Annotated in this window: 24 protein-coding genes and 1 pseudogene; 8 read left to right on the forward strand and 17 right to left on the reverse strand. The window is 65.5% G+C overall.

The window, feature by feature from the left end:
* Positions 1-67 precede the first annotated feature (67 nt).
* The 4 genes from ACUJB0_RS30605 to ACUJB0_RS30620 all read right to left on the reverse strand — a co-directional run bounded on the left by ACUJB0_RS30605 (position 68) and on the right by ACUJB0_RS30620 (position 4,189).
* Entirely contained in the window at positions 68-2,398 is a 2,331-nt protein-coding gene (locus ACUJB0_RS30605) for a RelA/SpoT family protein (RefSeq protein ID WP_444848566.1), read from the reverse strand.
* A 97-nt stretch (positions 2,399-2,495) separates the two neighbouring features.
* Positions 2,496-2,699 (reverse strand): DNA-directed RNA polymerase subunit omega, encoded by a 204-nt coding sequence (rpoZ, locus tag ACUJB0_RS30610; RefSeq protein ID WP_008451304.1) that lies wholly within the window; start codon positions 2,697-2,699, stop codon positions 2,496-2,498.
* 24 nt (positions 2,700-2,723) lie between these two features.
* Positions 2,724-3,362: a guanylate kinase gene (gmk, locus tag ACUJB0_RS30615; RefSeq protein WP_117011606.1), complete on the reverse strand. Its 639-nt coding sequence runs from the start codon at positions 3,360-3,362 to the stop codon at positions 2,724-2,726.
* An 83-nt stretch (positions 3,363-3,445) separates the two neighbouring features.
* Positions 3,446-4,189 (reverse strand): DUF72 domain-containing protein, encoded by a 744-nt coding sequence (locus tag ACUJB0_RS30620; protein WP_444848567.1) that lies wholly within the window; start codon positions 4,187-4,189, stop codon positions 3,446-3,448.
* 114 nt (positions 4,190-4,303) lie between these two features.
* On the opposite strand from ACUJB0_RS30620, the gene ACUJB0_RS30625 reads away from it, so the two are divergent.
* On the forward strand, positions 4,304-4,591 hold the full coding sequence (locus ACUJB0_RS30625) for a putative quinol monooxygenase (protein WP_444848568.1): 288 nt from the start codon (positions 4,304-4,306) through the stop codon (positions 4,589-4,591).
* Here the strand turns inward: ACUJB0_RS30625 and ACUJB0_RS30630 are convergent.
* From ACUJB0_RS30630 to ACUJB0_RS30640, 3 genes are all read right to left on the reverse strand, one after another.
* Positions 4,583-5,005, reverse strand: coding sequence for a type II toxin-antitoxin system VapC family toxin (locus tag ACUJB0_RS30630; RefSeq protein ID WP_444848600.1), 423 nt, complete (start codon positions 5,003-5,005; stop codon positions 4,583-4,585). The two genes, ACUJB0_RS30625 and ACUJB0_RS30630, sit on opposite strands and share 9 nt — an antisense overlap.
* A complete protein-coding gene (locus ACUJB0_RS30635) occupies positions 5,002-5,256 on the reverse strand; it encodes a type II toxin-antitoxin system Phd/YefM family antitoxin (protein ID WP_444848569.1) in 255 nt (84 codons plus the stop codon). Before ACUJB0_RS30635 ends, ACUJB0_RS30630 begins: the two co-directional genes overlap by 4 nt.
* A 97-nt stretch (positions 5,257-5,353) precedes the next feature.
* Complete coding sequence (locus tag ACUJB0_RS30640; RefSeq protein WP_161087195.1) at positions 5,354-6,244, reverse strand: YicC/YloC family endoribonuclease; 891 nt, start codon at positions 6,242-6,244, stop codon at positions 5,354-5,356.
* An 88-nt stretch (positions 6,245-6,332) separates the two neighbouring features.
* Between ACUJB0_RS30640 and ACUJB0_RS30645 the strand changes: the two genes are divergently transcribed.
* The 7 genes from ACUJB0_RS30645 to ACUJB0_RS30675 all read left to right on the forward strand — a co-directional run bounded on the left by ACUJB0_RS30645 (position 6,333) and on the right by ACUJB0_RS30675 (position 13,327).
* Complete coding sequence (locus tag ACUJB0_RS30645; RefSeq protein ID WP_444848570.1) at positions 6,333-7,358, forward strand: serine/threonine protein kinase; 1,026 nt, start codon at positions 6,333-6,335, stop codon at positions 7,356-7,358.
* A gap of 24 nt (positions 7,359-7,382) precedes the next feature.
* On the forward strand, positions 7,383-8,354 hold the full coding sequence (locus tag ACUJB0_RS30650) for a PP2C family protein-serine/threonine phosphatase (RefSeq protein ID WP_444848571.1): 972 nt from the start codon (positions 7,383-7,385) through the stop codon (positions 8,352-8,354).
* 12 nt (positions 8,355-8,366) lie between these two features.
* Complete coding sequence (rph, locus tag ACUJB0_RS30655) at positions 8,367-9,101, forward strand: ribonuclease PH (RefSeq protein ID WP_444848572.1); 735 nt, start codon at positions 8,367-8,369, stop codon at positions 9,099-9,101.
* A gap of 59 nt (positions 9,102-9,160) precedes the next feature.
* Positions 9,161-10,102, forward strand: coding sequence for an ABC transporter substrate-binding protein (locus ACUJB0_RS30660; protein WP_444848573.1), 942 nt, complete (start codon positions 9,161-9,163; stop codon positions 10,100-10,102).
* A gap of 63 nt (positions 10,103-10,165) precedes the next feature.
* Complete coding sequence (gene rdgB, locus ACUJB0_RS30665) at positions 10,166-10,750, forward strand: RdgB/HAM1 family non-canonical purine NTP pyrophosphatase (RefSeq protein WP_176363572.1); 585 nt, start codon at positions 10,166-10,168, stop codon at positions 10,748-10,750.
* Positions 10,747-12,006 carry a radical SAM family heme chaperone HemW gene (gene hemW / locus ACUJB0_RS30670; RefSeq protein ID WP_444848574.1) on the forward strand — a complete coding sequence of 420 codons (1,260 nt, stop codon included), beginning with the start codon at positions 10,747-10,749 and terminating at the stop codon, positions 12,004-12,006. The genes rdgB and hemW overlap by 4 nt, the downstream gene beginning before the upstream one ends.
* 76 nt (positions 12,007-12,082) lie before the next feature.
* Positions 12,083-13,327 (forward strand): anthrax toxin-like adenylyl cyclase domain-containing protein, encoded by a 1,245-nt coding sequence (locus tag ACUJB0_RS30675; protein WP_444848575.1) that lies wholly within the window; start codon positions 12,083-12,085, stop codon positions 13,325-13,327.
* Here ACUJB0_RS30675 and ACUJB0_RS30680 read toward each other — a convergent pair.
* From ACUJB0_RS30680 to ACUJB0_RS30725, 10 genes and pseudogenes are all read right to left on the reverse strand, one after another.
* On the reverse strand, positions 13,324-15,054 hold the full coding sequence (locus ACUJB0_RS30680; RefSeq protein ID WP_444848576.1) for a methyl-accepting chemotaxis protein: 1,731 nt from the start codon (positions 15,052-15,054) through the stop codon (positions 13,324-13,326). The two genes, ACUJB0_RS30675 and ACUJB0_RS30680, sit on opposite strands and share 4 nt — an antisense overlap.
* 101 nt (positions 15,055-15,155) lie before the next feature.
* On the reverse strand, positions 15,156-16,241 hold the full coding sequence (locus ACUJB0_RS30685; protein ID WP_444848577.1) for a patatin-like phospholipase family protein: 1,086 nt from the start codon (positions 16,239-16,241) through the stop codon (positions 15,156-15,158).
* 98 nt (positions 16,242-16,339) lie between these two features.
* Positions 16,340-17,785, reverse strand: coding sequence for an efflux transporter outer membrane subunit (locus tag ACUJB0_RS30690; RefSeq protein WP_444848578.1), 1,446 nt, complete (start codon positions 17,783-17,785; stop codon positions 16,340-16,342).
* Positions 17,769-20,921, reverse strand: coding sequence for an efflux RND transporter permease subunit (locus ACUJB0_RS30695; RefSeq protein WP_444848579.1), 3,153 nt, complete (start codon positions 20,919-20,921; stop codon positions 17,769-17,771). The genes ACUJB0_RS30690 and ACUJB0_RS30695 overlap by 17 nt, the downstream gene beginning before the upstream one ends.
* A gap of 12 nt (positions 20,922-20,933) precedes the next feature.
* Positions 20,934-22,184, reverse strand: coding sequence for an efflux RND transporter periplasmic adaptor subunit (locus tag ACUJB0_RS30700; RefSeq protein WP_444848580.1), 1,251 nt, complete (start codon positions 22,182-22,184; stop codon positions 20,934-20,936).
* Positions 22,185-22,361: 177 nt separating this feature from the next.
* Positions 22,362-23,297: a transaldolase gene (gene tal, locus ACUJB0_RS30705; protein WP_444848581.1), complete on the reverse strand. Its 936-nt coding sequence runs from the start codon at positions 23,295-23,297 to the stop codon at positions 22,362-22,364.
* Between the two features lie 133 nt (positions 23,298-23,430).
* Entirely contained in the window at positions 23,431-24,246 is an 816-nt protein-coding gene (blaOXA, locus tag ACUJB0_RS30710) for a class D beta-lactamase (protein WP_444848582.1), read from the reverse strand.
* Positions 24,247-24,268: 22 nt separating this feature from the next.
* The gene (gene blaOXA, locus ACUJB0_RS30715; RefSeq protein ID WP_444848601.1) at positions 24,269-25,132 is read right to left on the reverse strand and encodes a class D beta-lactamase; all 864 of its coding nucleotides are present in this window, start codon (positions 25,130-25,132) and stop codon (positions 24,269-24,271) included.
* A 99-nt stretch (positions 25,133-25,231) separates the two neighbouring features.
* A pseudogene (locus tag ACUJB0_RS30720) lies at positions 25,232-26,065 on the reverse strand (M56 family metallopeptidase); the annotation flags it as partial.
* Positions 26,066-26,132: 67 nt separating this feature from the next.
* A complete protein-coding gene (locus ACUJB0_RS30725; protein WP_444848583.1) occupies positions 26,133-26,321 on the reverse strand; it encodes a hypothetical protein in 189 nt (62 codons plus the stop codon).
* Positions 26,322-26,375: the final 54 nt, after the last annotated feature.

The raw sequence follows: 26,375 nt of genomic DNA on the forward strand, positions 1-26,375 counted from the left end.
ACCCCAAATTGGTAAACGAAAAAAGGGCAGGCGCGGTGCCTGCCCTTGTTGTGCTGCGCGACGCGGCCTAGCTGCGCTCGCGCAGGATGCGGTTGACGCCGGCCACGCGGCGCACGTTGCGCAGCAGGCCCGCCAGGTGCACGCGGTCTTTCACCTGGATCGTGAAGCGCAGCTGGTGCAGCACGTGTTCCTTGTCCTCGTCCATGCCCACGTACGTGATGTTGGCATCGGACTCGCCGATCTCGGCCGCCACGCGCGCCAGGATCCCCTTCTCGTTGTTGATCAGCAGCTTGATGCGGCTGTCGAAACGGCGGTTCAATTCGGTGCCCCATTTGACCGCGATCCAGCGGTCCGGCTCCTTGATCTTCTGCCGCTTGGCCAGGGTGCAGTCGCCGGTATGCACCAGCAGGCCCTGGTCGCGCCGCAGCTGGCCGATGATGGAGTCGCCCGGGATCGGCAGGCAGCACGGCGCCAGCTGCACCGACACGCCTTCGCTGCCGCAGATGGTCACCGGGTCCAGCTCGGCCGCGCTGTTGTGGTCGACCGGCGCGCTGGCCGACTCCCCACCACGCAGGCCGAAGATGTGGCGCGCCACCAAGGCCGCCATGCGCTTGCCGATGCCGATGTCGGCATACAGTTCGTCAAGCGACTTGGCGCTCGATTCGTTCAGCAGCCGTTCCACCAGATGCTCTTCCAGCTCCGGCTTGATGCCCAGCGAGCTCAGCGCATGCGACAGCAGCTGCTCGCCCAGCGTGATCGATTCCGGCAAATTGATGGTGCGCAGGTGATGCCGGATCGCCGAGCGCGCCTTGCCGGTGCGGACGAACGACAGCCACGTCGGACTCGGCCGCGAGTTGGCGTCGGTGACGATCTCGACGATGTCGCCGTTGCGCAGCTCGGTGCGCAGCGAGGCCGGCTCGTTGTTGATGTTGACCGACACCGTGTGGTCGCCGATGCCGGTGTGGATCGAGTACGCGAAGTCGATCGGCGTGGCGCCGCGCGGCAGCGCGATGATCTTGGACTTGGGCGTGAACACGTACACCGAATCGGGGAACAGGTCGACCTTGACGTGTTCGAGGAATTCGGCCGAGTCGCCGGTCTGCTGCTGGATGTCGAGCAGCGACTGCAGCCACGCATGGGTGCGCTGCTGCATGTCCGACATGTTGGCGTCGCCGTTCTTGTACAGCCAGTGCGCGGCCACGCCCGACTCGGCGGTGCGGTGCATTTCCTGGGTGCGGATCTGGAACTCCACCGGCGTGCCGTACGGGCCGATCAGTGTTGTGTGCAGCGACTGGTAGCCGTTGAGCTTGCGGATCGCGATGTAGTCCTTGAACTTGCCCGGCATCGGCTTGTACAGCGAGTGCAGCGTGCCCAGCGCGACGTAGCAGTTGGGGAAGCTGTCGACCACCACGCGGAAGCCGTACACGTCCAGCACCTGCGAGAACGACAGGTGCTTGCTGCGCATTTTTTTATAGATGCCGTACAGCGTTTTTTCGCGGCCGTAGACCTCGGCCTCGATGTTGGCCATGGCCAGTGTGTTCTTGACCGATTCGAGGATCTTCTTGACCACCTCGCGGCGGTTGCCGCGCGCCGCCTTCACGGCCTTGGCCAGGGTGCGGTAGCGCAGCGGGTACAGGTGCGAGAACGACAGGTCCTGCAGCTCGCGGTAGATGTTGTTCAGGCCCAGCCGGTGTGCGATCGGCACGTACACTTCCATGGTCTCGCTGGAGATGCGCGCCTTCTTGGCCGGCGCCATCACCTCCATCGTGCGCATATTGTGCAGGCGGTCGGCCAGCTTGATCAGGATGACGCGCACGTCCGACGCCATCGCCAGCAGCATCTTGCGGAAGTTCTCGGCCTGCGCCTCGATCTGGCTCTGGAACTCGATCTTCTCCAGCTTGGACAGGCCGTCCACCAGGTTGGCCACCGGCGCGCCGAAGCGCTCGATCAGCTCTTCCTTCTTGACGTCCTGGTCCTCCATCACGTCGTGCAGCAGCGCCGCCATGATGGCCTGCGCGTCGAGCTTCCAGTCGGCGCAGATCTCGGCCACGGCGATCGGGTGCGAGATGTAGGGCTCGCCCGACTTGCGCACCTGGCCCAGGTGCATTTCGTCCGAGAAGCGGTAGGCTTCCTTGACCTTTTTCAGGTCGGCGGCGGTCATGTACTCGGCCAGTTTTTCGGTCAGATGCGTAACGGAGGCAACGCCGGCGGTCAGCGTGGGCGTGGCCAGGGGCGACGAAGAAATCACAGGCGGGATGGGAGCTGGTGCGGATGAGGCGAGGGTGGTGGTGCTATCCCCTGCGTCGGCTCCTGACGTGGCCGCAGCCGGCGCTGGGGCCGGCTGATTGGCCCGGGCGGGCATGCCACTCAATGTCGGATCGGCAGGGATCAGATTCATACGTTTGCGTTCCGTCTCGATGAGAATGTGGGATCAGGATATCCCATACTACTGCTAAACCGCACCATTCACATTGTTCGGGAACGCCGGGCCCAACTTACATTGGGACCTTTTTCAACATTTCCAGACCGACCTTGCCGGCGGCGATTTCGCGCAGCGCGACGACGGTCGGCTTGTCCTTGGCTTCAACCTTAGGGGTGTGGCCTTGCAGCAGTTGACGGGCGCGATAGGTCGCGGCCAGCGTCAGCTGGAAACGGTTAGGAATAGTTTTCAAACAATCTTCAATAGTAATGCGGGCCATCTTAACTCCTAAAATCTTGTGTATTTATTCAGCGTGGATACCCAATTGGGCAAATAGCGAGGCGTTGCGCGCCGCTTGTTGCGCAAACCGGCAACGGGCCGCTCTGACAATCGCCGTCAGTTCCGACAGGGCGACTGCAAATTCTTCGTTGATGATAGCATACTCGAACTCGGGAGCGTGGGCGATTTCGCCGCCCGCCGCCAGCAGCCTGCGCGTGATCACATGCGGTGCGTCGGTGGCGCGTTTCTTCAGGCGTTCCTCGAGCGCGTCGATCGACGGCGGCAGGATGAAAATGCCGGCCGCCTGCGGGAATTGCTTCTTCACCTGGCGCGCGCCCTGCCAGTCGATTTCCAGCAGGATGTCGGTGCCGGTCTTCATCTGTTGTTCGACCATGATGCGCGAGGTGCCGTAGTAATTGCCGTGCACTTCGGCCCACTCCAGGAACTCGCCGGCGTCGGCGCGCTGGACGAAATCCTCGGCGGTGGTGAAGTAGTATTCCTTGCCGTGGGTCTCGCCCGGACGCGGCGCGCGGGTGGTGGTGGATATCGACAGCTTGATGGTCGGTTCCTGCGCCAGCAGCGCGTTGACCAGCGTGGACTTGCCGGCGCCCGAGGGCGCGACCACCATGAACAGGCTGCCTGCGAATGAGTTGGTTGAGCTCATGTCTCTCTTTCGAAAACGTCAGCGGGCGCACAACTTCGTCGCCCAAAGACGTATTTTACCAAGAGCAAGCATTCGCATCCAATTTACAGTAGTGCGAGCAGTTGCAGCGCGGCGGCGGGCGCGCGTTCCTTGGCGCCGTTGATGAAGTAGACGTAGGCGTCGCCGGACTTGGCGCCTTGCTGCCATTGGTGCGCTTGCGCGGCCCACTGTTTCAGCGCGGGCTTGGTGTAGCCGGTTTCGATGTCGCTGCGCGCGTCCATCAAACGCGCGTAGACGAACTCGCCGGTGACCTCGCTGATGTTGGGATACTTGGGCGAGTCGGTGATGACGGTGGCGATCTTGTGCTTGCGCGCCAGCTTGTAATAGTCGTCGCACAGGAAGCTGGGGTGGCGGGCGTCGAGCACGTGGCGCAGCTTGCGCGTGCCCAGCTTGGTCGGCAGCAGCTTGAAGAACGCTTGCAGGTCGTCGGGGGCGAACTGCTTGGTGGCGGCCAGCTGCCACAGGATGGGGCCGAGCTTGGCGCCCAGTTCGTCCAGGCCGCTGGTGATGAAGCGCTCGATGGATTCGCCGGCCTCGGCCAGCACCTTGCGGTTGGTGGCGAAGCGGTTGGCCTTGACCGAGAACACGAAGTCGTCCGGCGTTTGCGCGGCCCACGCGGCGAAGTGCTCGGGCTTGGCGGTGCGGTAAAAGGTGCCGTTGATTTCGATGCTGGTCACTTGCCGGCTAGCGTATTCCAGCGCCTTCTTCTGTGGCGTGCCTTTGGGATAAAACGTTTCGCGCCACGGTGCGAAATCCCAGCCGCCTATGCCTACCCTGATCTGTGCCATGCAGTGCTCCCCGCAAGTCGATGGGGCGATGATAGCGGGATTTTTTAGTGGCTGCACTTGCTGTTTTTTCAATCGTCCCCAGCTTGGGTGCTCTCGTCATCCACAGGAGTATTCATGCAAGAACTGATCGTTGTCGCCACCCTGACGGCCAAGCCGGGCCACGAAGCCGTGCTCAAGGCCGCGCTGGAACGCGTCGTGCCACCGAGCCGCGCCGAGGCCGGCTGCATCCGCTACGACCTGCACGCCGACCTGGAGCATCCGGGCCGCTTCATCGTGCTCGAAGCCTGGCGCGACGCCGAGGCGCTGGAAGCCCACTTCGCCATGCCGCATTTCCTGGAACTGGTGAAGACCATTGACGGGCTGGCGGATGCGCAGATGCTTAAGTTGAACCAGCTAATGTAGCCAGGGGTTCAGCAATTTCACGCCGGTGGTCTGGTAATCGCTGACGTTGCGTGTGACCACGATCATGTCATGCACGAGGGCGGTAGCGGCGATGAACGCATCCGCCCAAGGACGTGTCTGGGGAATGTGCAGCACTGCTGAGCGTTGGGCGACCGCAGTGTCGACCGGCAGGATCCGCCCGGAAAACGAGCGCAGCACATGGCCATCCAGCCATTTGCGCAGAACCTCGCTGCCGGTGGCATTGCGACGTTTGAGCTGCAATACGCCGACTTCCAATTCGTGTATGGTAATGGCCGACAAATATAAGGCCTTGGGTTCTGCGCTGCTGGCCCACTGCTGGACATTGCTGTTGGCCTTGCCGAGCGCCACTTTCCTGAGCTCGGACACCACGTTGGTATCGAGAATAAACATCAGGAGAAGTCGGCTGGACGCACGGTTTCAGTGGAGCGCTGTGGATCGAATTCGATATCCGCCATGTCTGGCATCCACAGCATCTCGACGATATTGAGTTTGCCGCTGATGAGCCTTTCATAGTCCGCGATACTCAGCAGGATATGCGAAGGGCCGTTCTCGCCGAAAATGACGAACGGCTCATGCTCAGCCTTTTTCTGCGCCTGCGCTAAAGATAGCTCGCTTGTCTTGCCCGGTAAGGTCGCAGTCGTCATGATGCCCTCCTGAAGCCACGGTACTCCTTTCGGAGCACTGCCGCAAGCAAGCTGGGCACTAATAGAAAAGGGAGCCTCAGCTCCCTTGATGTACCGCTTACTCCAGGTTCTGCACCTGTTCGCGCATCTGTTCGATGAGGAGCTTGAGTTCCATCGAGGCGTCGGCCAGTTCCTTGACCGAGGCCTTGGCGCCCAGCGTGTTGGCTTCGCGGTTCAGCTCCTGCATCATGAAGTCCAGCCGCTTGCCGACCTGGCCGCCTTTTTTCAGGATGTGGCGGGTCTCGGTCAGGTGCGCCGACAGCCGGCCCAGCTCCTCGGCCACGTCGATGCGGATGCCGTACAGGATCACCTCCTGGCGGATGCGCTCGAGCGCGTCCTGGCGCGACAGCGCCGAATTCGAGCCCTGGCAGGCCAGCCCCAGCGCGTCCTGCATGCGCTCGACCGCCTTCTGCTGGAACGCCGCCACCACCTGCGGGATCAGCGGCGTGATGCGCTTGACGATCACTTCCATCGCCTCGATGCGCGAGGTCAGCATCGCTTCCAGCGCCGCGCCTTCGCGCTGGCGGCTGTGGACGAAGGCCTGCACCGTGCGCGCGGTCAGCGCGGCGACATCGGCCTGCAGCGATTCCTGGCCGATCTGGGCTTCCTCGATCACGCCCGGCCAGCGCAGCAGCTCGGCCACCGACATGGTGGGCGCGGCCGGGAAATGGCCGCTCACCTCGGCTTGCAAGCGTTGTAATTCGGTCAAAAGCGGCAGGTTCAGCGCCTGCGAGCCGGTGGTCGCGGCCTTGCGGCCGAAACTGAGGCGCAATTCCACCTTGCCGCGCGTGATGGCCGCCATGATCGCCGAGCGCAAATCGGGTTCAAGCGCTCGCAAATCGTCGTTTATTCGAAACTGAAGGTCTAGAAATCGCGAGTTGACGCTCTTGATTTCGATAGTCAGTGTTCCCGCCGCACTTTCACTGGTGGCGACGGCGTAGCCCGTCATACTGGAAATGCTCAATGGATGTCCCCGATTTAATCTTTACAAAACAGTGATTTATCCACACAATCCGGTTGTTGAGGCGAGGAATCCTATGGCTGCACAAAACAACGCCCCGTTACCAGATGGTCTGGAAATTGCTGGATATCGCATTGTAAAGAAAATTGCGTCCGGTGGGTTCAGTATTGTTTATCTGGCGTACGACGGCGACGGCGTGGCGGTGGCGATCAAGGAGTATTTGCCCAGTTCGCTGGCCCTGAGGCAGGAGGGCGAACTGGTGCCGACCATCTCCAAGGCGCATCTGCCCGTGTTCCGCATCGGCCTCAAGTGTTTTTTCGAGGAGGGACGGGCGTTGGCGCGCATCTCCCATCCGAATGTTGTAAGCGTGCTCAACTTCTTCCGCGCCAATGAAACCGTCTACATGGTGATGGCCTACGAATCGGGCCATTCGCTGCAGGAGCACATCCAGCGCCAGCGCGCCAAGGGCAGCAAGGTGGGCGAGGCCTTCATCCGCACCATCTTCCTGCAGGTGCTCAAGGGCCTGCGCGAGGTGCACGCCAACAAGCTGCTGCACCTGGACCTGAAGCCGGCCAACATCTACCTGCGCACCGACGGCACGCCGATGCTGCTGGACTTCGGCGCCGCCCGCCAGACCGTCAACAACGACCTGCCGACGCTGACGCCGATGTACACTCCCGGCTTCGCCCCGCCCGAGCTGTACGCCAAGGCCGGCGGCCTGGGGCCGTGGTCGGACGTGTACAGCATCGGCGCCTCGATGTTCGCCTGCATGGCGGGCGCGCCGCCGCAGCCGGCCGACCAGCGCAAGACCGAAGACAAGATGGCCGGCCACTTCGACAAGCTGGAAGGCCAGTACACGCCGGAGCTGGTGAAGATGGTGCGCTGGTGCCTGGCGCTGGATCCGCTGGAGCGCCCGCAAAGCCTGTTCGCGCTGCAGAAGGTGCTGCAGGCGGCGCCGCCCGTGCCGGCCGCGCCGCCTCCGCCGCAGGGTGTGCTGGACCGGCTGGGCGCCGGCTGGCGCGGGCTGGTCGGCCGGCTGGGCGGGCAGGACCAGGCCAAAACCAAGCCCCAGGCCAAGGCCGGACCCGACACGCTGATCTAACCGACAAAGACAAGAGGCCGCAGCATGCAATTCTCCGTGTACCAGGAAAGTCACATCGGCGGCCGCAAGGTCAACCAGGACCGCATGGGCTACAGCTTCACCCGCGACGCGCTGCTGCTGGTGCTGGCCGACGGCATGGGCGGCCACCTGCGCGGCGAGATCGCCGCCACCGTGGCGCTGCAGACCGTGTCGGCGCTGTTCCAGCAGCAGGCCACGCCGTACGTGAAGAAGCCGCAGCGCTTCCTCGAGCAGGCCTTCCTGGCGGCCCACCACGACATCCACCGCTACCGCCAGGAGCACCAGCTGCCGGAGACGCCGCGCACCACCATCGTGGCCTGCCTGATCCAGCACAACACCGCCACCTGGGCGCACTGCGGCGATTCTCGCCTGTACTGGATGCGCGACGGCCAGATCCTGGCGCGCACGCGCGACCACTCGCACGTGGAGAGCCTGATCGCCAAGGGCCTGGCGCAGCCGTCCGAGCGCGCCACCCATCCCGACCGCAACAAGCTGTACAACTGCCTGGGCGCCGACAGCCTGCCGAAGGTGGAGATTTCCGGCGGCGCCGGCATGCTGCCGGGCGACCTGATGCTGTTGTGCTCGGACGGGTTGTGGTCTATGCTGCCGGACGATGAAATGGTGCGGCGTTTGCACAGCCAGACCGTGGTGCGGGCCGTGCCCGACCTGCTGCAGGCGGCGCTGGGCGCGGCGGGCAGCGCCAGCGACAACGTCACCGCGCTGGCCATCATGTGGCAGGGCAGCTCCATGATCGACAGCATGGGCGCCAGCACGCTGGCCGCGGCCGAGCTGTCGACCGTGATCTCGACCGAGGCGCTGCCGCAGGACCTGCACAGCACCACGATCAACAGCGCGCCGGTGCCGGAGCAGGCCGCCGCGCCGTCCACGGAGGCGGACGCCTTCGACGACGATGAAATCGAGAAGGCCATCGCCGAGATCCGCGGCGCCATCGAAAAATCCTCCCAAATCCTCAAATAAGGAATACTGTTTATGTCATTTGAATCCCGTCCGAGCGGCCGTGCCGTCGATGCGCTGCGCACCCTGAGCCTGACCCGCAACTACACCAAGCACGCCGAGGGCTCGGTGCTGATCGAGTGCGGCGACACCAAGGTGATCTGCACCGCCAGCATCGAGGAAAAAGTGCCCGGCTTCCTGAAGGGCAAAGGCCAGGGCTGGATGACCGCCGAATACGGCATGCTGCCGCGTTCGACCCACACGCGCATGGACCGCGAGGCCGCGCGCGGCAAGCAGTCCGGCCGCACGCAGGAGATCCAGCGCCTGATCGGCCGCTCGCTGCGCGCCGCGTTCGACCTGGAGGCGTTCGGCGAACGCACGTTGAACCTCGACTGCGACGTGATCCAAGCCGACGGCGGCACCCGCACCGCGTCCATCACCGGCGCCATGGTGGCGGCGTACGACGCCTTCTCCAAGCTGGTCGAGCGCGGCGTGCTGCCGGCGGTCCCGGTGAAGAACTTCGTGGCGGCGATCTCGGTCGGCGTCTACCGGGGCATGCCGGTGCTGGACCTGGACTACGTCGAGGATTCCGGCTGCGACACCGACATGAACGTGGTGATGAACGACGCCGGCCACTTCATCGAAGTGCAGGGCACGGCCGAAGGCGCCGCCTTCGACCGCGCCGGCATGAACCGCCTGCTGGACCTGGCGCAGGGCGGCATCGCGGATCTGATCAAGCTGCAGAAGCAGGCGCTGGGCCTGTCCGCCTGATCCGCAACGGCGGGCCGAAATACCGCCATCGGAGGCCGCCACGGTTGTAAAATGGGCGGATGAAAAAATGGATGTCGGTCCTGCTGGTGTGCATCGCGTTTTCGATGTGGCCGGCCCAAGCCAAAGACCTCAACGTCGTCTTCATTCCGAAGTCGCGCGACCAGGACTTTTGGACCTTCATGCGGCAAGGGGTGGAGCGGGCCATGCAGGAGGACGGGCATGTCCAGCTGACTTGGCGCGGCCCGGCCCATAACGACGACATCGATTCGCAGATCCAGATCCTGCGCATCTACTCCAGGCCGGAGGTCGACGCCATCATCATCGCCTCGACCGACCGCGCGCGGCTGGTCGAGCCGGTCCGGCAGGCGGCCGCCATGGGGATCAAGGTTGTGGTGGTGGATTCGGCGGTGGACGGCAACGCGCAGGTCAACTTCGTCACCACCGACAATTACGCCGCCGGCGCGCTGGCCGCCGAACGGCTGGCCAAGCTGCTGAACCGGCAGGGGACGGTGGCGGTGCTGCGCACCATTCCCGGCAGCGGTTCGACCGACGACCGCGCCAACGGCTTCATCGACTACCTGAAGAAGAACGCGCCGCGCCTGGTCATCGTCGCCGACGAGTACGGCGGCGGCACGCGGGGCAAGGCCGCCCGGGGCGCCGCAACGTTGTTGGAAAAGTATCCTCAAGTGGACGGCATCTTCGCCGTCAACGAATCGACCAGCGACGGCCTGCTGCGCGCGCTGCGGCTCACCGGCCTGGCAGGCAAGAAGAAGTTCATCGGCTTCGACACCACCGAGTTCCTGCTGGACGGCTTGAAACGCCAGGAAATCCACGGCCTGGTGGTGCAGGACCCGCGCCAGATGGGCTACCAGGCCATGAAGGCCGCGGTGGCCGCAGCGAAGGGCGCGGCCGTCAAGCCGCCGCTGATCCTGACCGACGCCGTCATGGTCACGCGGGAGAACTACCAGAAGCCCGAGATCCGCTCGCTGCTGACCCCATAGCGGGAGCGGCCAGCGCAAAAGGATTACAATGCCGGCTTCCCCCATCGTTACACCAGATTATCCATGACCCAACGCCTGATCCTTGCCTCCAACAACGCCGGCAAGCTGAAAGAATTCAACGAGCTGCTGTCGACGGTAGGTTTTTCCGTGCACGCCCAGGGCGAGTACGACGTCCCCGAAGCGGACGAGCCGTTCCACACCTTCGTGGAAAACGCGCTGCAGAAAGCCCGCCACGCCTCGCGCCTGACCGGGTTGCCGGCGCTGGCCGACGATTCCGGCGTGTGCGTCAACGCGCTGGGCGGCGCACCCGGCGTGTACTCGGCGCGCTACGCCGGCGAGCCGAAATCGGACGCCCGCAACAACGAGAAAATGATCGCCGACCTGGCCGCGCACGCCGACAAGTCCGCGTACTACTACTGCGTGCTGGTGTTCGTGCGCCACGCCGACGACCCGCAGCCGGTGATCGCCGACGGCCGCTGGAACGGCGAGATGATCGCCACTCCGCGCGGCAACGGCGGCTTCGGCTACGATCCGCATTTCTACATCCCGGCCCTGGGCAAATGCGCCGCCGAGCTGACCGCCGATGAAAAGAACGCCTTGTCGCACCGCGGCCAGGCCCTGCGCGCGCTGGTCGAGAAGCTGAAATGATCCCGATTAAAATCGTCGGCGCCACCAGCAAGGCGGCCAAGCCGGCCACCGACATCAGCGAGGCCGCCGGCGTCGCCGCCAAGTATCTGCAGGCCGGCTCGCTGAACCTGCAGGCGCTGCCGCCGCTGTCGCTGTACATCCACTTCCCGTGGTGCGTGAAGAAGTGCCCGTACTGCGACTTCAACTCGCACGAGGCCAAGGACGGCCACACTTTCCCCGAACAGGAATACCTGGACGCGCTGCGCACCGACCTGGAAATGGCGCTGCCGCTGATCTGGGGGCGCAAGATTTACACCATCTTCATCGGCGGCGGCACGCCCAGCCTGATGTCGGCGGCGGGGCTGGACCGGCTGCTGTCGGACGTGCGCACCCTGCTGCCGCTCGACAGCGACTGCGAGATCACGATGGAGGCCAATCCCGGCACCTTCGAGGCGGAGAAGTTCAAGTCCTACCGCGCCAGCGGCATCAACCGCCTGTCGATCGGCATCCAGAGCTTCGACGAGCGCCACCTGAAGGCGCTGGGCCGCATCCACGACGGCGGCGAAGCGAAGCGCGCGGTGGAAATCGCGCAGGCCAACTTCGACAACTTCAACCTCGACCTGATGTACGCGCTGCCGTCGCAGACGCTGGAGGAGGCGCGCCTCGATGTCGAGACGGCGATGGCCTTCAACCCGCCGCACCTGTCGCTGTACCACCTGACGATGGAGCCGAACACGCTGTTCGCCAAGTACCCGCCGGCGCTGCCGGACGACGACGCCAGCGCCGACATGCAGGACATGATCGCCGAGCTGACCGCCGCCAACGGCTACGGCCAGTACGAGGTGTCGGCCTACGCGAAGGAGGGCCGCCGCGCGCGCCACAACCTGAACTACTGGGAGTTCGGCGACTACCTGGGCATCGGCGCGGGCGCGCATTCCAAACTGTCGTTCCCGCACCGCATCCTGCGCCAGGCCCGCTACAAGCAGCCTAAGGCCTACATGGAGCAGGTGCGGCTGGGCGCGCCCGTGCAGGAGGAGTACGAGATCAAGCGCGAGGACATGGGCTTCGAGTTCATGCTCAATACGCTGCGCCTGCATGGCGGCTTCGATCCCAACCTGTTCGCCGAGCGCACCGGCCTGAGCCTGAACGCGATCGAGAAGCAGCTCAACGCGGCCGAAGCCAAGGGCCTGCTGTACCGCGATCACAAGCTGATCAAGCCGACCGAGCTGGGCCAGCGCTTCCTCAACGATCTGCAGGAGATGTTCCTCACCAGCTGACGAATTGATAATTTTCTTGACGCTGAAAGGGCGCGAACGGATACTCGGGTGCAGCGATGATCAACCTGGAGCCGCCATGCCCGTCTTTGATTTAATGCCATCGTTCCTGCATGCCGAAAACGGCATGACGCGGCTCGACATGATCGCCTGCCAGCAGGTGGCCAACGCGCTCGACGAGGTGATCATCTTCCGCTCGACCGGGCCGTGGTCGCGGCGCTGGCTGGAGGACGGTTTCCCCAGCAAGAATTTCCACGTCAAGGGCAAGAGTTCGGACTGGGGGCCGCAGGCCGGCTTCGTGCCGTACGACGGCACCTACAGCAAGGTTGGCCACGACCAGGGCAAGGCGCAGAAAGGCACGCGCGCCAACCAGAAGGGCATCAACGACGGCTTCGCCTCGGCCCATGTGCTGGAGCTGACGCTGGAGCAGCTCACCCGCCAGCTGGTGGAGGCCGAGGAGATGCCGGCGCGCACGGCGGTGCAATTCATGGAAGCCATCCCCGGCACGCGCGACTTTTCGCTGCTGGCGCGGCGCTCCGGCGACGGCCTGCTGTTCGAGTTCCGCGCCTGCTGGCACCGCGCCGGCGCCACGGCCGGCACCGCCGTCTACCAGATCCACGTCTACACCATCGCCACCGACTTCAGCGCGCGCGGCATGGCCTCGCGGCTGCTGTTGCCGCTGGAGGTGATGTGCTCGTCCGAGGCCGGCGCCAACGACCGGCCGATGACCGGCGACTACGACCTGATGGCGGTGTGTCCGCGCTGGAGCGACTACGGCAGCACCAGCATGCGCGAGATCTCCAAGCCGGGGCTGGTGATGAACGGCATGGCGCCGCGCCAGGGGCAGGTGTTCGCCGCCGGCACCAACCTCGACAAGGTGATGACCATGGAGACCACCACCGGGCGCCCGCGCCCGCAGGGCTGGCAGGCGCCGGCGGGCTTCGGCAACGAGGAGCACTACGACATGGGCAACATCACGCCGCGCATCCTGCGCTGCATCAACCTGCTCAACGGACGCATGGTCAACGGCAACGGCGCGTTCCGGCGCGTGCACCACAACGCCGAATCGCACCGCCACGTGGCGTTCGGCGCGCTGGTGCAGGCCGACATGGAAAACAACAACGACGGCTTTCCGCTGACGGTGTTCCAGCCCGACGCGGCCGGCGTGCGCCACCCGCCCATCGCCGCCTACCGCAACGCCGCGACCCTGCTCACCATGCGCGAATTCCGCGTCTATGCGGGATTGCTGCAGGATGCAGGCTACTTCCTGCCCCGCAACGCCGCCTGGGGCATGTCGATCCGCGACGCCATGCAGCCGGCTTAGAACTCTTCCCAGTCGCTGTCGCCGCCGACGCTGGCGGATTTTTTCGCGGCCTGCTTGACCGGCGCCGGCTTGGCCGGCGGCGCCACGGCGCGCAGCGGCTTGACGGTGGCCGGGGCACGCGTCGTGGCTTGGGTTGGCCGCGCCGGCGCCAGCACCGGCATCGGTTGCGCCACCTCGTCGCCCAGCTTGAACGACGCGGCCACATCGGCCAGGCGCGCCGCCTGTTCCTGCATGCTGGCCGCAGCGGCGGCGGCCTGTTCCACCAGTGCCGCGTTCTGCTGCGTCACCTGGTCCATCTGCGTGATGGCGGTGTTGACCTGGTCGATGCCGATGCTCTGCTCGCTGCTGGCCGAGGTGATCTCGCCCATGATGTCGGTCACGCGGCGCACGCTCGACACCACGTCGTCCATGGTGCTGCCGGCCTGCTGCACCAGCCTGGCGCCGATGTCGACCTGCTCGACCGAATTGCCGATCAACTCCTTGATCTCCTTGGCCGCCGCCGCGCTGCGCTGGGCCAGGTTGCGCACCTCCGAGGCCACCACGGCGAAGCCGCGTCCCTGCTCGCCGGCGCGGGCCGCCTCCACGGCCGCGTTGAGCGCCAGGATATTGGTCTGGAAGGCGATGCCGTCGATCACGCCGATGATGTCGACGATCTTCTTGGCCGAGGCGTCGATCGAGCCCATGGTGTCGACCACCTGGCCCACGATGGTGCCGCCGCGCTCGGCCACATCGGAGGCGGCCTGGGCCAGCTGGTTGGCCTGCCTGGCGTTCTCCGCGTTCTGCCGCACGGTCGAGGTCAGCTCCTCCATCGACGACGCGGTCTCCTCCAGCGAGCTGGCCTGTTCCTCGGTGCGCTGCGACAGGTCCATATTGCCGGCCGCGATCTCATTGGATGCGGTGGCGATGGTGCTGGTGCCGCTCTGCACCTGGCTGACCACGTTGTGCAGCGCGTCGTTCATGCCCTTGAGCGCGGTCATCAGCTCGCCGATTTCGCAGCTGGTGGTCTCGGCGTCGAAGCGGGTGGTCAGGTCGCCGTTGGCCACGGTGGAGGCGATCGCCACCGCCGACTTGAGCGGCACGGTGATCGAGCGCGAGATCACCCACGCGGCCAGCGAGCCGATCGCCACCATCAGCACCGCCAGCACCATCAGCAGCATGTTGCTGCGGTCGTTGGCGGCGTCGATCGCGTGGGCGGTATCGTCGATGGCCTTGCGCTGCAAGGTCAGCAGCTCCTGCACCTTGTTCTGGTAGGCGTCGGACGACGGCACGAACACCTCCTTGTACAGCTTCTCCGCCTCGGCCGCGTTGCCGGCCTTCTTGGCGTTCATGATGTCGGTCTTGGCTTTCTGGTAGGTGTTGCGCAGGCCCATCGACGCTTCGAACACGGCCTTTTCCTGGTCGGAGGACAGCAGTTCCTTGATCCGGCCCAGCAGTTCGCCGCCTTTTTTGGTGCTGGCGCCGATGACGTCGGCAAAGGTGGTGGATAGCGTGTCGTCGCTGCTGCGGGCGATCAGCGCGGTGCGCGCCACGGCCGAGTAGATCAGCACATACCAGTCGGAGGCCAGGCGCTCCTTGGCCAGCGGCTGCTCCATCATGTGGCGGGTGGCCGCGGCGTTGACGTGGGCGTTGTACAAGGCCACCGAGGTGGCGCAGATGGCGAGCAGCAGGACAATGGCGAAGCCGGCGGCGAGCCGGGTGCCGATGCGCAGATGGGTCAGAAAATTCATGTTCATTCTCCGTGGGACGCAACTTGCAGGGCTCAAGTATGCGCCCGTCCGGTGCCGGCTGGCATGAATCTTCGGGGGCTTCCGTTGCTTTTTTGAAACAATCAGAAGGTGGCTGTGCGGGCCAGGTCGGGCCGTTCGCACCAGGCGGCGAAGGCCTCGGCCAGGCGTTCGCTCTCGGCGATGGCGCGGGTCCAGTCGCGCTGGCGGGCTGCGTGGTCCTGGCCGTAGACCTTGAAGTCGCGGCGGTCGGGCAGTTTGCCGTTGGGCAGGCTGGCGACGAAGTCGGGCGAGGGCGAGACCAGGATCACATTGTCCAGGGCCGGGTGGTCCGGGCCGGGGCGGGTGTGGCGCCAGGGCATGGACTTGTCCAGCCAGCCGGGCACGATGTAGTCGCTGAAATGCGGATACAGCACCAAGCCGGGATCGCGCTGGTAGGGCAGGTGCAGGTGATAGTCGATCAGGCCGCCGTCCCAGTAGTCGCCGGCCGGCGCGCCGGCGATGGCCGACACCGCTTCGAGTACCAGCGGAATCGAGCCCGAGGCCTGCAGCGCGTCGCGCAGGTTGGCCGGGTCGAGGCCGACGAAATGGCCGTTGAAGGCATCGAACGGCTGGCGCAGCCATTGCGCATCGTCGCGCCGGTTGTGGAACACCACGCGCTCCATTGATGAGGCCAGATGGCGGCGCGCCAGCACATTGCCGGCGGCCGCGCGCGCGAAGCCGGCCATCTCGCGCCAGCGCTGGCCGTTGGTATTGCCCAGAGCGCCGACGCCGCGCGCGGTCAGCACCGAGACGTGATGGTCGGGATGGCCGGCCACCTCGGCGGCCCGCCCATCGAGCAATTCATCGAGCAGGGCGCGGATGGTCTGGCTGACGTAGGCGGGCGTGACCTTGGCCGGATAGCGCTGGCCGGCGTACAGCCGGGCCAGCCGCTTGTGGGCGGCAAGCGGATCGTCGAAGGCTGACGCCGCCATGCGCCAAGCCCCGATCGAAGCGCCGACCAGTCTGCGCGGACGCGGCGCGGCGCGCAGCCAGTGGCCGAACATCCAGCAATCGAGGCCATGCAGGATCAGGCCCTTGGGCCCGCCGGCCGCGGCCGGCACGATAGCGACATCGGCCGCGCGAACGCCCTCGGCCGCGATACGCTCACGCGCCCGAACGCCAAGCCGAATAATGATAGGAGATGCCATATTAAATTGGGGTCAAGTCTGACATTCGGACACGAGCTCTTCCGTAGCGAGGCCGCTACGGAAGAGCTCGTGTCCGAATGTCAGACTTGACCCCATCTTTATTTGAGGCCGCCGCCCAGGGCGCGGTACAGGTCGATGGCGCTGGTGGTGCGCTGCAGGCGCGCTTGCACCAGCGTCTGCTGTGCGCTGAACAGCTCGCGCTGCGCGTCCAGCACGTCCAGCCCGCTGGCGATGCCGTTGTCGAAGCGCAGTTGCAACAGCTTCAGGCGGTCGGCCTGGGCGTCTTGCACGGCGCGCTGCGCGGTCACCTGTTCGCCCAGGTAGTCGCGCGCGGCCAGCGCGTCGGCCACTTCGCGGAAGGCGGTCTGGATGGTCTTCTCGTAGTCGGCCACGGCCAGGTTCTTGCGCACTTCGGCCAGGCTCAGGTTGGCGCGGTTGCGGCCGGCGTCGAAGATCGGCAGCGTCAGCTGTGGCGCGAACGACCAGCTGCCCGAGCCGCTGTCGAACAGGCCGTGCAGCGACGGGCTGCTGCTGCCCAGCGCGGCCGTCAGGCTGATGCGCGGGAAGAAGGCGGCGCGCGCGGCGCCGATGTTGGCGTTGGCGGACTTCAATCGTTGCTCGGCGGCGCGGATGTCGGGACGGCGCGTCAGCAGGTCCGACGGCAGGCCGGTCGGCAGTGCGCTCAGGGCGTCGATCTGCTGGTCGCTCGGCATGGCGCCGGCGGCGGGGCTGGCGCTGGCCGGCTGGCCGACCAGCAGCGTCAACGCGTTGTCCGCCTGCGCGCGCTGGCGTGCCAGCGTGAGCGCGGCGGCGCGCGCGGTTTCCATCAGCGTCTCGTTGGAGCGCAGGTCCAGCCGCGACGAGGCGCCCACTTCGGCGCGCTGCTGCGTCAACTTGTAGGTGCGGGCGCGCGCGTCGTAGGTCTGCTGCGCCAGCGCGTACTGCTCGGCGTAGGCGCGCTCCGTGTAGTAGGCCTGCGCCACTTGCGCCACCAGGCTGATTTGCGCCGCCTGGCGCGCTTCGTCTGTGGCCAGGTAGGCCGCCAGCGCCGCGTCGTTCAGGCTTTTCACGCGGCCGAAGAAGTCCAGCTCGAAGGAGGACAGCGCCAGCCCGGCGTCATAACGCTTGCCGATGCTGGTCTGCCCGCCCGGCGACAGGAAGGCCGGCGTCTTGGCCTTGGTGGCGCCGGCGTTGAGGTTCACGTTCGGCAGGCGGTCGGCCGACTGGATGTCGTACTGCGCGCGCGCTTCCTCGATGCGCAGCGCGGCGGTGCGCAGGTCGCGGTTGTTCTCCAGCGCGGCGGCGATCAGCTGCTGCAAACGCGGATCGGTGAAGTAGTCGCGCCAGCCGGTATCGGCGGCTTCGCGCATGCCGGCCGCCGGCGGCAGCGGCACGCTGGTGCGCGCGGCGGCGCCGGCGCTGTCGGCCGGGAAGGCGGCGGCCACCGGCGCGGCGGGGCGCTGGTAGGTCGGCGCCATCGAGCAGGCCGACAGCAAGGCCGCCAGTACGGTGAAGGGCAGGATGGGCTTAGTCATAGGTTTCATGCTTCTTATCGTTCAGTTCATGTGCGGCCAGCTTGCGCTGACGTTCGCTGCCCTTGAAGATCTTGCGGATCACGACAAAGAACACCGGCACCAGGAACACCGCCAGCACCGTGGCCGTGATCATCCCGCCCATCACGCCGGTACCGATGGCGCGCTGGCTGGCTGATCCCGCGCCGGTGGCGATCACCAGCGGCAGCACGCCGAGGATGAAGGCCAGCGACGTCATGATGATCGGCCGGAAGCGCAGATGCACGGCTTCCAGCGTCGCCTCGATCAGGCCCTTGCCCTGCGCCTGCAGGTCCTTGGCGAATTCGATGATCAGGATCGCGTTCTTGGCCGACAGGCCGATAATCGCGATCAGGCCGACCTTGAAGTACACATCGTTCGGCAGTCCACGGATGGTGGCGCCCAGCAGCGCGCCCAGGATCCCGAGCGGCACCACGAGCAGCACCGCCACCGGGATCGATTCGCTTTCATACAGCGCCGCCAGCACCAGGAAGGCGGCCAGCAGCGACAGCGCGAACAGCATCGGCGCCTGCGAGCCGGAGGTCTTTTCTTCCAGCGACTGGCCGGTCCATTCGATGCTGAAGCCGGGCGGCAGCTGCGCCGCCAGGCGTTCCAGTTCGTCCATCGCCTCGCCGGTCGAGCGGCCTGGCGCGGCGTCGCCGGTCAGCTTGATGGCGGGGTAGCCGTTGTAGCGCACCAGCTGCACCGGACCTTGTATCCAGTGCGAGGTGGCGAACGAGGAGAACGGCACCATCGTGCCAGCCGCGCTGCGCACGTTGAGCTGCATGATGTCTTCCGGTTGCAGGCGGCGCGGCGCGTCGGCCTGCACGATCACGCGCTGCTGGCGCCCGCTGCTGGCGAAGTCGTTGACGTAGGACGAACCCAGCGCGGTCGACATCATCGAGTTGATGTCGGCGAAGCTCACGCCCAAGGCGTTGGCTTTCTCGCGGTCGATATCGACCTGCAGCTGCGGCGCGTCCTCCAGCCCTTCAGGGCGCAGGCCCTTGAGGATGGCGCTCTTGCCGGCCATGCCGAGCAGCTGGTTGCGTGCCGCGATCAGCGCGTCGTGACCCAGCGCGCTGCGGTCCTGCAGACGCGCGGTGATGCCGGTGGCGTTACCCAGTTCGCGGATCGGCGGCGGCGACAGCGGGAAGATGATCGCATCCGGGATGCTCGACAACGCGCCGAACGCGCGCTGCGCGATCGCCTGTGCCGATTGATCAGGTCCGCGTTCCTTCCAGTCCTTCAGCGGGATGAACACCAGGCCCGCATTCTGGCCATTGCCGGAGAAGCTGAAGCCCGCCACCGCTATGGTGCGCGCCACGCCGGGCTGCTTGCGGAAGTAGGCGTCGGCCTGCGCCAGCACGGCCTGCGTGCGGCTGCTCGACGCGCCAGCCGGCAGCTGCACGTTGGCGATCAGGTAGCCCTGGTCCTCGTTCGGCAGGAACGACGACGGCAGGCGCGCATACAGCCAGCCCACCACGCCGCAGATCAGCGCGAAGATCACCAGGTAACGGCCGGTGCGCTTGATCATCTTGGCGATCACGCCCTGGTAGCCGGTGGCGGTCACCGCGAAGCGGCGATTGAACCAGCCGAAGAAGCCTTTCTTCTCGTGGTGATGTCCGGCTTCCACCGGTTTCAGAATGGTGGCGCACAGGGCCGGCGTGAGCGTCAGCGCCATCAGCGCCGAGAACAGCATGGCCGACACCATCGCCAGCGAGAACTGGCGGTAGATCGCGCCGACCGCGCCGCCGAAGAAGGCCATCGGAATGAACACGGCGATCAGCACCAGCGTGATGCCGATGATGGCGCCGGTGATCTGCGTCATCGCCTTGCGGGTGGCGTCGCGCGGCGACAGGCCTTCCTCGCTCATGATGCGTTCGACGTTTTCCACCACCACGATGGCGTCATCGACCAGGATACCGATCGCCAGCACCATGCCGAACATGGTCAGCACGTTGATCGAGAAGCCGAAGATCTGCATCGCGGCGAAAGTGCCCATCAGCGCCACCGGCACCACGATGGTCGGGATCAGCGTGTAGCGGAAGTTTTGCAGGAACAGGTACATCACCAGGAACACCAGCACCACCGCTTCCAGCAGGGTCTTGACCACTTCCTCGATCGAGATCTTGACGAACAGCGACGTGTCGTAAGGGATGGTGTACTTCACGCCGGGTGGGAAGTACTTGGCCAGTTGGTCCATCTTCGCGCGCACGGCGGTCGCCGTTTGCAGCGCGTTACCGGTGAGCGAAAGCTGCACCGCGATGGCGGAGAACGGCGCGCCGTTCAGGCGCGCGTTGATGGAGAAGCTGGCGCCGCCCATCTCGATGCGCGCGACGTCCTTCAGGCGCACCAGCGATCCGTTGGGATTCGCGCGCAGCACGATCTGGCCGAATTCGGTGGTGGACGACAGCTGGCCGGTGACCACGATGGGCGCGGAGAAGGTCTGCTTGGCGGGGCTGGGCAAATCGCCCAGCGTGCCGGAGGTGACCTGCGCGTTCTGCGCGCGGATGGCGGCGGTGACGTCGGCCATGTTCATCTTCAGGCCGATCAATTTGGCCGGATCGACCCAGATGCGCATCGCGCGCTCGGTGCCGAACAACTGCGCCTGGCCCACGCCGGGTATGCGCTTGACTTCATTGACCACGTTGCGGGCCAGGTAGTCACCCAGGCCGGTCGGGTCGAGGCGGCCGTCGGTCGAGGTCAGGCCGACGAACATCAGGATGTTGGAACGTGCCTTGTTGACCTGCACGCCCTGTTGCGTGACGGCGGCCGGCAGGCGCGATTCCACGCGCTTGATGCGGTTCTGCACATCGACCGCCGCCAGGTCCGGATTGGTGCCGGGGACGAAGGTGACGGTGATGGTGACGGCGCCACTGGCCTCACTGGACGATTCGACGTATTGCAAGCCGTCGGCGCCATTCATCTCCTGTTCGATCACGCTGGTGACGGCGTCGTCCAGCACCTGCGCGGTGGCGCCGGGGTAGTTGGCCGTCACCACGATCGATGGCGGCGCGATGGTCGGGTACTGCGACACGGGCAAGACCGTGATCGCCAGCATCCCGCCCAGCAGTATGAAGAGTGCGATCACCCACGCGAATACGGGGCGGTCGATGAAAAACTTGGCCATCAAGACTCCCTGTTATTTGGCGGTGCCGCGATCGGATGCCGCGGGAGCGGCTGCTGCCGGCGCAGGCGCCGGAGCCGCAGCGCCTGCGGGCGCGCTGCCGGCTGGTGCCGATGCCGCCGCGGGCGCTGCGCCGGCTGGGCCTTTCCACGGCTGTGGATTGACCGTCGCTCCTGGCTTGGCCTTCTGGAAGCCTTCGACCACGATGCGCTCGCCGCCCTTAAGACCGGAGCTGACGACCCAGTTCTGGCCGTCGTTGGCGGTGGCGGTGACCGGCTGCGCCAGCACCTTGTTGTCCGCGCCGACGATCAGCACCGACGAGCCCTCGGGACTGCGCACCACGGCCTGCTGCGGCACGGTGATGGCGGCTTCGTTGACGCCCTGGTCGAGCCGCGCGCGCACGTACATGCCGGGCAGCAGGGTGCGCTGCGGGTTCGGGAACTCGGCGCGCATGGACACGGCGCCGGTGCTCTCATCCACCGACACGTCCGAGAACAGCAGCCGGCCCGCTTGCGGGTAGGCCTGGCCGTCCTCGGTGATCAGGGTGACGCGCGCCTCGTTCTTGCCGGCGCTCTTGATCTTGCCGGCGGCCAGGGCGCGCTGCAGCTGCAGCAGCTCGGTCGACGATTGGGTGATGGTGACGTAGATTGGGTCCAGCGTCTGCACGGTGGCCATCGGCGTGGCTTCGCCCTGGCCCACCAGCGCGCCCTCGGTCACCAGCGCGCGGCCGATGCGGCCGGAGATCGGCGAGGTCACGGTGGCGTAACCCAAGGTCAAACCGGCGTTGGTGCGCGCGGCCTTGGACGTGGCCAGATCGGCGGCGGCCTGCTTCTGCGCGGTGACGGCGTCGTCGTATTCCTGCTGGCTCACGGCCTGCGCGGCCAACAACGGTTTATATCGTTTTACCTTTAAATCGGCCTGCGCCAGGTTGGCCTCGGCCTTGGCGACGGCGGCCTGCGCGCTGTCGTAGGAGGCCTGGAAGCTGGCGGGATCGATGCGGAACAGCACCTCGCCGGCCTTGACGTCGCCACCTTCCTTGAACACGCGCTGCAGCACGATGCCGGCGGTCCGCGCGCGCACCTGCGCGATGCGCGACGCTTCCGTGCGGCCCGGCAGTTCGGTGCTCAGGGTGACGGCGGCGGGGGCGACGGTGATGACGGCGACATTGGCTGGGGGCGGGGCGCCGGGGGCGGCGGCTTTGTCGCCGCAGGCGGCCAGCAGGGAGAGGGAGACAACGGCAGCTGTGTAACGAGGTACTAATCTCATGGATGGATCTCGTAAAAGGATTTATGTAGAGCGCTTGGTCAGCCAGACTGGTCGTTGGCTAAGGTCGCAACATTGTAATACAGCTAGTTATGTAACGTTTTGTATGCCAACAAAAGTAAAAAAGCGGTAACACGGCTCGCGCCGCGTTACCGCCTTTCGCCTGCCCCTGCGCCGGGGTCAGCGCATGCCGGAGATGATTTGCTTCAGTTTGCCGGAGTCGGCGCAGAAGGCGCGGATGCCTTCGCCCAGTTTTTCGGAGGCCATCTGGTCTTCGTTGAGCTGGAAGCGGAAGGTCTTCTCGTCCTGCGACAGCTTGATGATGCCGGCGCCAGGCACGGTCTCGGCGCTCAGCTTGCGCTCGACCGGGGCGTCGCTGTCGGCCAGTTTTTGCAGCAGGTCGGGGCTGATGGTGAGCAGGTCGCAGCCGGCCAGTTCCAGGATCTGGCCGGTGTTGCGGAAGCTCGCGCCCATCACCTCGGTCTTGTAGCCGAACTTGCGGTAGTAGTTGTAGATGCGCTTGACCGACTGCACGCCCGGATCTTCGGCGCCGACGTACTCGATGCCGGTGGATTTCTTATACCAGTCGTAGATGCGGCCGACGAACGGCGAGATTAGCTGCGCGCCCGCCTCGGCGCAGGCGATGGCCTGGCCGAGCGAGAACAGCAGCGTCATGTTGCAGTGGATGCCTTCCTTTTCCAGGATCTCGGCGGCGCGGATGCCTTCCCAGGTGGCGGCCATCTTGATCAGCACGCGCTCGCGCTCGATGCCGGCCTGCTCGTACAACTTGATCAGCTCGCGGCCCTTGGCCACCGAGCCCTCGACGTCGAACGACAAGCGGGCGTCGATCTCGGTCGACACGCGGCCGGGAATGATGCGCAGGATCTGCTTGCCGAAGGCGATCAGCAGGTGGTCGATGGTCTCGGCGATGGAGTTGTCGAGGTTGTCGCGCACGGCTTTTTCCAGCAGCGGCTTGTACTCGTCCTTCTGCACGGCCTTCAGGATCAGCGAAGGGTTGGTGGTGGCGTCGCGCGGGGTGTAGGCCTGGATGGACTGGAAATCGCCGGTGTCGGCGACTACGGTGGTGAATTTCTTGAGCTGTTCGAGCTGGTTCATGTGCGCTGACTGTCAGTTGAGGGGAGTAGGGCTTGTCTTATTGTACTCAACCGTGAAGAATTGTTAAAGAACATGAAATCCAATAGTCTCTATATTGTGACGCAATAAAGCTTAGTTTGCCGATTAGGCAAGGTCATGGCTTGATGGCCTGGCGCAACGCTGGCCTGAGCAGCGCTTCCTGTTCCAGCGAACCCAGCAGTTGCGGCAGTTCCTTGAGCAGCGCCTCGCGCGCCAGCACGCCGGCCGACACATCGTGCGGCTGCGTGTCGTCCCTTTGCAGCAGGTGAGCGAAGCTGAAGCTGCGCGTCCCCTTCGTGGCCCAGCCCACGTACCAGCCGAAGCCGGAGGCGGCCCCGGTCTTGCCGTGGATGCGCCATCCGTCCAGCGGCTGGTCGACTTGCGTCAGGCGCGCGGTCATGTCGTAGGCGCGGGCGCTGACGCCGAGCTGGCGGTTGATGACCTTGTTCAGGAAGGTCAGCTGCTCCAGCGGCGAGATCTTCAGCGACGACGATATCCACGACAAGGTCAGGCCCTCATGTTCGGCATCGCCCGCGACGTTGGCGTTCCCGTATTGAAATTTGCGGGCGTAGGCGGCGAAGCGGGGCATGCCCAGCGACTGCGTCACCTGTTGCGAATACCAAACCACCGAGTCTCTCATCCACTTGCTGGGATCGGTATCCTGGCGCCAGTTGTCACGCCAGTCGACATAGCCTTCGCGGAACGGCAGTTTCGGCGTGTGCTGGTCTTTCAGGATGCCGGCGTCGTAGCCCATCAGGCTGATGGCGATCTTGAAGGTCGATGCCGGCGTCACCTGGCGCTGGCAGTCTCCGCGGCTGAACAGCGTCGGGCCGTTGCTGTCGGACAGCGCCGTGCAGACCTCGGTGGCGTGGGCGGCGGAAATCGGGACGAGGCTGTACAGCGCCCCCAATATGATGTGGCGAAAGTTCATGCGACTCCTTTTTTCAGTGTGGTTAAAGCGCGTCCAGCCGGGCCGGCAGATCGCTGAGGAAAGCGTCCCTGGTTGCTGGGCCGGCGGCGCGGTCCTGTTTGTTTTGCAGCACCAGGCGGGAGAAGACCACGGTGCGGCCGCCCTTGGTGGCCCAGCCGACAAACCAGCCGTAGCTGCGCCGCTCGTCATCCCTGCCGTCGGCCAGCACCGGCGAGGCGGTCCCGGTCTTGCCATGGATTTGCCAGCCGTTCGGCAAGGTGCCGAGCGCGGTGATGCGGGCGGTCATGTCGTAGGCGTGTGCCGACAATGGCAGCTGGCGGTTGACGATTTTCCGCAGGAAGACGGTCTGCTCGGCCGGCGAGATCTTCAGGCTGGATTCGATCCACGACATTGTCAGGCCGTTGTCCTTGCCGGGGTCGCCCGAGGCATCCAGATTGCCGTAGCCGAAACTGTTCAGGTACTGCTGGAAGCGGCGCGCGCCGAGGTTGGCTGTCACCTGCTGGGCGTACCACACGGTCGAGTTGCGTATCCAGCTGGTCGGATCGGTCGTTTCGCGCCAGTCGGGGTTCCAGTCGACATAGCCGGGCTTGAACGGCAGGCTAGGCGAGTGGGCGTCGTGCAGGAGGCCGCTGTCGAAGCCCATCAGGCTGACGGCGATGTTGAAGGTGGACGCGGGCGTGACGCGCTCGTCGCAATGGCCGTCGTGGACCAGCCGCGCGCCGCTGGCGGCATCGACCATCTCCGTGCAGCTGAAGGTGGCTGGTGTTGCCGCGTGCGCGGTTGGTGCGGCGCGGTCGGCCAGGGCGGGCTGGAACGCCAGGCTGGCTGCGAAGATGCCCGTCAGGCCGGCGAGGGCGGCGCCGCGCGCCCACACGCCGCGCGGCATGGCGGCCGGTTCGCGGATCAGGCCGATGCGTGCCGCCACTGTGCGGGCGCTGACGCCACCGAAGGCCAGCGCGGCCTTGACTGGATGCGGCTGCAGTCGCAGCTGCGCCACCAGCGCGGCCGCATACGCTTTGCGTTGTGACGGTGGACGGTTGCGCAGCACATCGCGGTCGCAGCCGAGCTCTTGCGCCCAGGCCAGGTTGTCGCGCAGCAGGCGCATGAAGGGATTGAACCACAGCAGCGTTTGCAGCACGACGCCAGCGCTCATCCATTGCAGGTCGTGCCGGCGGAGGTGCGTGAGTTCGTGTTCGACGATCATCTGCTGTTGCAAAGGCTCGAAGCTGCGCAGATGGCGCGGCAGCAGCAGGCGCGGGCGGAACCAACCGAACAGCATAGGCGAGATTGGCGCATCGACTTCGATGATGGTGAGCGCAGGCGGCGCGGCCACGTCCAGACCCCGATGCCGATCCGTCAGGTTCAGGCGCTCGCCGGTCGCGGCCAGTCCGTTCAGCGTGCGGTGCGCTTGCAGCACGCGGCCCGTGGTGTAGGCCAGTCCCAGCAGGTAGAGCGACAGCCAGGCTTCCGCGCCGAAGGTCAGCCAGGCGCGGTAGTCCGTCGTCGTGTTGCCGCCATTGACGATGGCGCCGGCCGGCGACGGCACGGCAGCATGGTCCGGCGCGGCGGGGGAGACCAGCATGGTTTCGGGCAGTTCGATTGGTGGCAGCAGGCGCAGTCGCTCGCTCTGCGGCAGCAGGAACGCAAGGAAGGTCGCGATGATCGTCACCTGGCCCAGCAGCCAGATGGAACGTTGTGCAGCGACCTGCGGCAGGTAGCGGCGGCAGGCGGCGGTCATCGCCCACACCACCAGGCCGGCGGCCATGCAGCCAAGGCTGGCGAGCAGAAAACGGAACATCAGAAGGGTGGAAATGAACATACGACGCCTCTACGCGACAGATGTCACGCATTATGTGACATCTGTCGCAAGGCGTCAAGAACGGCTATCAGGAGGTTGCATCCGCTTTCTCTGCGACTGGTGGTGCCTCGCCGATGATGTTCGATTTCCTGAGCTCATCCCTGATGCGCTCCAATCGTTGTGGTATGCCGGGCGCCTTGCGCCTGGCTCTCAGGTACAGGCCGTACAAAAAGTCATATTCCGGACACCCTTCGTCGACACGCCAGATGTCCAGCATTTTGCCGTTTTTTTCTGTGAATCAGATTTGTTCCGAGAAACCTCGTCTTTCAGG

The sequence above is a fragment of the Duganella caerulea genome, assembly GCF_040362985.1.
Lineage (GTDB): Bacteria > Pseudomonadota > Gammaproteobacteria > Burkholderiales > Burkholderiaceae_D > Rugamonas > Rugamonas vulcania.